The following is a 6,236-nucleotide window of genomic DNA, read 5'->3' as shown; positions in this document are numbered from 1 at the left end:
GGGGTGGCCGTTTCTCCCGCCCTCCTACCCCCGGGGGGGGGGGGGGGGGGGGGGCGCCGTCCGGGTTGGGTGGGGGGGGGGCGGGGCGGCCCCCCCCCCCGGGGGGGCCCCCCCCCCCCCACGTCTCGGCCCTTTCACCCGGAAACGGGTCTAACACCTAATTGCTCGTGGGGCCTTTTGGACGTAACAGTTTGGCATCGTGGGTACCGATTGTTCGGTTCTGAACCTTGATTGCCTTCGATTCGAACGTCAGGCGACGATTGAGGCACGATCCGATACCAACCGGCTACCGGGCTGTTTCCGGTCACACGCCACGGGAGCTATGGTCACCGCCATCGGTGACCCCTGTCACCACGTTGTCCGTACCCCCAAGGACGAGGTGAAAGCACGATGCGTGCACCCAGGCCGAAGGTCGCGATCGCGGCCGTCGCGGTCGCGGCCCTCGCGGTAGCAGGCTGCGCCGAGAGCAACCGCGACGACAGTTCCAGCGGCAGCAAGAAGGACACCCTCGTCTTCGGCGTCGCCGGAGACCCGAAGGTGCTCGACCCGAGCTTCGCCAGCGACGGTGAGTCGCTGCGTGTGGCCCGTCAGGTCTTCGAGACCCTCGTCCGACCGGAGGAAGGCGGCACCAAGGTCACCCCCGGCCTGGCCGAATCCTGGACCCCGGACGCCGCCGGCACCACCTGGACGTTCAAGCTCCGGTCCGGCGTGAAGTTCCACGATGGCACCGACTTCAACGCCGAGGCCGTCTGCGTCAACTTCAACAGGTGGTACAACGCCAAGGGCCTCATGCAGAGCCCGGACGTGACCGCCTACTGGCAGGACGTCATGGGCGGCTTCGCCGCGAACGAGAACGCGGACCTGCCGCCGAGCCTCTTCAAGTCGTGCGCCGCCAAGGACGCGACCACTGTGGACCTGTCGTTCACCCGGGTCTCCAGCAAGATCCCGGCCGCGCTGATGCTGCCCTCGTTCTCCATCCACAGCCCGAAGGCGCTGCAGGAGTTCGACGCCAGCAACGTCGCGGGCACCGCCGAGGACATCAAGTACCCGGCGTACGCGACTGAGCACCCGACCGGAACCGGCCCGTTCAAGTTCAAGTCCTGGGACATCGCGAACAAGACGCTGACCCTTGAGCGCAACGAGGACTACGCGGGCACCAAGGCCAAGCTGAAGACCCTGATCTTCAAGACGATCTCGGACGAGAACGCCCGCAAGCAGGCGCTGCGCTCCGGTGACATCCAGGGCTACGACCTGGTCGGCCCGGCCGACGTCGAGCCGCTGAAGGGCGAGGGCTTCAACATGCTCACCCGCCCGGCGTTCAACGTGCTCTACCTGGCGATCAACCAGAAGGGCAACCCGAAGCTCGCCGACATCCGTGTCCGGCAGGCCATCGCGTACGCGCTGAACCGTCAGCAGCTTGTCGACTCGAAGCTGCCCCCGGGCGCCAAGGTCGCCGACAACTTCATGCCGGACACCGTCGAGGGCTGGAACGGCGACGTCACGAAGTACACGTACGACCCGGCCAAGGCGAAGGCGCTGCTGGCCGAGGCGGGCGCGTCGAACCTGACCCTGCGGTTCCACTACCCGACCGAGGTCACCCGGCCGTACATGCCGAACCCGAAGGACATCTTCGAGCTGCTGTCGGCGGACCTGAAGGCGGTTGGCATCACCGTCGAGGCAATCCCGCTCAAGTGGAGCCCGGACTACCTCAACGCCACCACCTCCGGCGACAAGCACGACATCCACTTCCTCGGCTGGACCGGTGACTACGGCGACGCCTACAACTTCATCGGTACGTTCTTCGACCGGCCGAAGGACGAGTGGGGCTTCAACAACAAGGCCCTGTTTGACCAGTTCAAGGACGCGGACGGCACCGCCGACATCGCGGCCCGTACGGAGAAGTACAAGGCCCTGAACAAGGCCGTGATGGACTTCCTGCCCGGTGTGCCGATCTCGCACTCGCCGCCGGCGATCGTGTTCGGCAAGGACGTGACCGGCGTCAAGGCGAGCCCGCTCACCGACGAGCGTTTCTCCAGCGCCGAATTCAAGTAAGTCCTGATCTGACGCAAGGAACGCGGGCGGGCGCTGTCGCACAGCGCCCGCCCGCAACCCTCCGCACCCCTTCGAGGCCGCCGTGTTCCGGTTCATCGTCAGGCGCCTGCTTCAGCTGATACCCACGCTGTTCGGGCTCTCCCTTCTGCTCTTCATCTGGCTACGTCGGCTTCCCGGCGGCCCCGAGACCGCCATCCTGGGTGAGCGCGGCACGCCCGAGATGCGTGCTGCCATCCGCCGCAACATGGGTCTCGACGAGCCCATCCTTGTGCAGTACGGCCGATTCGTACGCCGGATGATCAAGCTCGACCTGGGCACCTCGACCTCCACCAAGCGGGCGGTCACCACGGAGTTCATCGAGCGCTTCCCCGGCACCGTCGAGCTGACCATCACCGCCATGGTGATCGCGATCGGTGTCGGCATCCCCCTCGGTTATCTGGCCGCCCGACGTCGCGGCCGGTTCCTGGACCACGCGTCCGTGGGCGGCTCGCTGATCGGCATCTGCATCCCGGTCTTCTTCCTGGGCTACGTGCTCAAGGCGATCTTCTCGGAGAACCTGCACTGGTTCCCGTCCAGCGGCCGGCAGGACCCGACGCTCGGGGCGACCCGCGTCACCAACTTCTTTGTCCTCGACGGACTGATGACCCGCGAGTGGGACGCGGCAGCCGACGCCATCTGGCATCTGGTGCTGCCCGCCATCGCGCTTGCCAGCATCCCGCTGGCGATCATCGTCCGGATAACCCGGGCGAGCGTGCTGGAGGTTCTCAACGAGGACTTCGTCCGAACCGCCGAGGCCAAGGGCCTGACCGAGCGGACCGTCCGTGGCCGGCACGTGCTGCGCAACGCGATGCTGCCGGTGGCCACCTCGATCGGCCTGCTCGCCGGCGGCCTGCTCTCCGGTGCCGTACTGACCGAGACCGTCTTCGCCTTCAGTGGCATCGGAGCATTCGTCGCTGAGGCCATCGGCCAGCGTGACTATCCGGTGCTGATGGGCTTCATTCTGATCATCGCGGTGGTGTACGTGCTGGTGAACCTCCTGGTCGATCTCTCCTACAGCTTCATCGACCCGAGGGTGAGGGTCCGATGACCCTCAGCCCGGGCAAGAAGCGCGAAAAGATCGACCGGCTCTCGGAGTTGGCCGCCCGCGACGACGAGCGCGGGGTCAGCCTCTGGCAGGAGGCGTTCCGCCGGCTGCGCGGCAACCCGGCGGCGATCGTCGGCGCGATCATCCTGGCGATCTTCGTGTTGGTCTCGGTGATCGGGCCGTTCCTCGTGCCGTACGCGCCGACCGACACGATCGGCATCCGCGAGGGCCTGATCAAGCCGGGTGTCATTCCCGGCCCGACGAGCGAGCACTGGTTCGGCTACGACCACCAGGGCCGGGACGAGTTCAGCCGGATGATCGTGGGTGCCCGGCAGACCCTGCTGGTCGGCGTGGTCTCCACCCTCATCGGCCTGGCGATCGGCGCGCTTATCGGCGGCATCTCCGGTGCCGCGGCCGGCCTCGGTGGCCGGTGGGGGCGGTGGATCGACACCGTTCTGATGCGGTTCGTCGACATGCTGCTGGCGATGCCGAGCCTGCTGCTTGCGGTAAGCATCGCCGCCCTGCTCGGTGCCAGCCTGACCACTGTGATGATCGCGGTCGGTGTGGTCTCGGTGCCGGTCTTCGCGCGGCTGCTGCGCGGCTCGATGATCTCCCAGGCCAACAGTGACTACGTGCTGGCGGCCACCTCGCTCGGCGTGAAGAAGTCGAAGATCGCGCTGACCCACGTGGTGCCGAATTCGCTCGCCCCGGTGATCGTGCAGGCCACCCTGACCCTGGCCACCGCGATCATCGAGGCCGCGGCGCTCTCCTTCCTGGGCCTGGGTAACCCCGACACCGCCGTACCGGAGTGGGGGGTCATGCTCGCCGACGCGCAGCAGTACCTCGGCATCCGGCCGTCGCTGGCGATCTACCCGGCGGTCGCGATCATCATCACCGCGCTCGGCTTCACCCTGCTGGGTGAGGCGATGCGCGAGGCCCTCGACCCGAAGCTGCGGAAGTAGGCCCCTAATGGCACTGCTCGAAGTGGACGATCTGTCCGTCACGTTCGCCCGGCGCGGCCAGCGGACCGTGCACGCGGTCGACGGGGTGTCCTTCTCCGTCGACGCCGGTGAGGTGGTCGGCCTGGTCGGCGAGTCCGGCTGCGGCAAGAGCGTCACCTCGCTGGCGCTCATGGGTCTGCTGCCGAAGCAGCCCGGGCTGCGGGTCGGTGGCAAGGCCGTCTTCGACGGCACGGACCTGCTCCAGCTCGACGACAGGTCCCGGCGGGACATCCGTGGCCGGGACATCGCGATGATCTTCCAGGACCCACTCTCGTCGCTGAACCCGGTGATCCCGATCGGGTTGCAGGTGACCGAGGTGCTCGCCCGGCACCGGGGGATGAAGGGCGACGCCGCAGCCAAGGAGGCGGCGTCGCTGCTGGACCGGGTCGGCATCCCCGACCCGAAGCGCCGGCTGAAGGAGTACCCGCACCAGCTCTCCGGCGGGATGCGGCAGCGCGCGTTGATCGCGATGGCGGTGGCCTGCCAACCTCGGCTGTTGATCGCCGACGAGCCGACGACCGCGCTCGACGTCACCATCCAGGCCCAGATCCTGGAGCTGCTCAAGGATCTGGTGCGGGATTCCGGCACCGCGCTGCTGATGATCACGCACGATCTCGGTGTGGTGGCCGGGATGGTCGACACGGTGAACGTGCTCTACGCCGGCCGAGTCGTGGAGACGGCCCGCCGTCGTCCGCTGTTCCGCGAGCCGCGTCACCCGTACACGGTGGGCCTGCTCGGTTCGGTTCCGCGCCTGGACGCTGGGCGGGGCGAGAAGCTCACCCCGATTCCCGGTTCGGTCCGCGACCTGCTGCCCTGGCCGGACGGCTGCGCCTTCGCCCCGCGTTGCGCCCGCCGCACCGACGAGTGCGTGGGTCAGCCGCCGGAGCTGGTGCACACCTACGACGGGCGCAGCTACCGGTGCGTCAACCCGGAGCCGGTGCCCGGCACGGTGCCCGCTCCCCGCGAGGAGGAACCAGCGTGAGCGAGAACGACATCCTCGTCGAGGTACGCGACCTGAAGGTGCACTTCCCAATCAAACGGGGAGTGCTCTTCGACCGGGTGGTCGGGCACGTGAAGGCGGTCGACGGGGTCGACCTGAGCATCCGGCGCGGCAAGACGTACGGCCTGGTCGGCGAGTCCGGCTGCGGGAAGTCCACGCTCGGGCGGGCGCTGCTCCAGCTCACCCCGCCCACCTCGGGTGAGGTCGAGTTCGACGGCGTCGAGCTGACGACGCTGCCGGCTGGCAAGTTGCGCACCATGCGGCGTCGGATGCAGATGATCTTCCAGGATCCGATGTCCAGCCTCGACCCCCGGCAGAACGTCGAGTCGATCCTGACCGAGGGGTTGCAGACCCACGGCATCGGCACCGACCGCACCGACCGTCGGCGGATCATCGGCGAGACGCTCGACGCGGTGGGGCTGCCCCGCTGGGCGTTGTCCCGCTATCCGCACGAGTTCTCCGGCGGGCAGCGCCAGCGCATCGGCATCGCCCGCGCGGTGGTGCTCGGGCCGGAGCTGATCGTCGCCGACGAGCCGGTCTCGGCGCTCGACGTGTCGATCCAGGCCCAGGTCGTGAACCTGCTGGACGAGCTACAGGACAGCCTGGGGCTGACCTACCTGGTGATCGCGCACGACCTCGCGGTCGTCCGGCACATCTCCGACACGGTAGGCGTCATGTACCTGGGCGCGCTTGTCGAGGAGGCGCCGAGCGACCGGCTCTACACCGAGCCACTGCACCCGTACACCAGGGCTTTGATGTCCGCGGTGCCGGTGCCGGACCCGGACGTGGAGGATCGGCGGGAGCGGATCCTCCTCGCGGGTGACCTGCCCTCGCCGGCGAACCCGCCGTCCGGGTGTCGTTTCCACACCCGCTGCCCGTGGGCGCAGCCCACCCGCTGCAAGGACGAGCGGCCGGTGCTGCGGGAGATCGGCGCCAGCCGGGTCGCCTGCCACTTCGCCGAGCAGATCGCCAGCGGAGAACTGCGCCCGCACAAGGTAAGCGTGCAGATCGTCCGCCCCGAGGGCGAGGGCGACTCGCCGGGCGTGGTCTCCGCCCCGAGTGAGCCCGGCTCGTACGTCTGAGACAGCGCCGCCCGGAG

Annotated in this window: 5 protein-coding genes; all 5 read left to right on the top strand. The window is 68.4% G+C overall.

Going from position 1 to position 6,236, the window contains the following annotated elements:
* The first annotated feature begins 390 nt into the window (after positions 1-390).
* The 5 genes from ACFY2Q_RS12900 to ACFY2Q_RS12880 all read left to right on the top strand — a co-directional run bounded on the left by ACFY2Q_RS12900 (position 391) and on the right by ACFY2Q_RS12880 (position 6,219).
* Positions 391-2,052: an ABC transporter substrate-binding protein gene (locus ACFY2Q_RS12900; RefSeq protein WP_387129756.1), complete on the top strand. Its 1,662-nt coding sequence runs from the start codon at positions 391-393 to the stop codon at positions 2,050-2,052.
* Positions 2,053-2,134: 82 nt separating this feature from the next.
* On the top strand, positions 2,135-3,139 hold the full coding sequence (locus tag ACFY2Q_RS12895) for an ABC transporter permease (protein ID WP_387129754.1): 1,005 nt from the start codon (positions 2,135-2,137) through the stop codon (positions 3,137-3,139).
* Positions 3,136-4,098 (top strand): ABC transporter permease, encoded by a 963-nt coding sequence (locus ACFY2Q_RS12890; RefSeq protein WP_387129752.1) that lies wholly within the window; start codon positions 3,136-3,138, stop codon positions 4,096-4,098. Before ACFY2Q_RS12895 ends, ACFY2Q_RS12890 begins: the two co-directional genes overlap by 4 nt.
* Before the next feature lie 7 nt (positions 4,099-4,105).
* A complete protein-coding gene (locus tag ACFY2Q_RS12885) occupies positions 4,106-5,119 on the top strand; it encodes an ABC transporter ATP-binding protein (protein ID WP_387129751.1) in 1,014 nt (337 codons plus the stop codon).
* Positions 5,116-6,219, top strand: coding sequence for an ABC transporter ATP-binding protein (locus ACFY2Q_RS12880; RefSeq protein ID WP_387129749.1), 1,104 nt, complete (start codon positions 5,116-5,118; stop codon positions 6,217-6,219). Before ACFY2Q_RS12885 ends, ACFY2Q_RS12880 begins: the two co-directional genes overlap by 4 nt.
* Positions 6,220-6,236: the final 17 nt, after the last annotated feature.

Origin of the sequence: Micromonospora sp. NPDC000316 (assembly GCF_042898885.1) — a bacterium.
Lineage (GTDB): Bacteria > Actinomycetota > Actinomycetes > Mycobacteriales > Micromonosporaceae > Micromonospora.
Note: the sequence above shows the minus strand (reverse complement) of the source record. Positions and strands in the feature narration are given on the sequence as shown.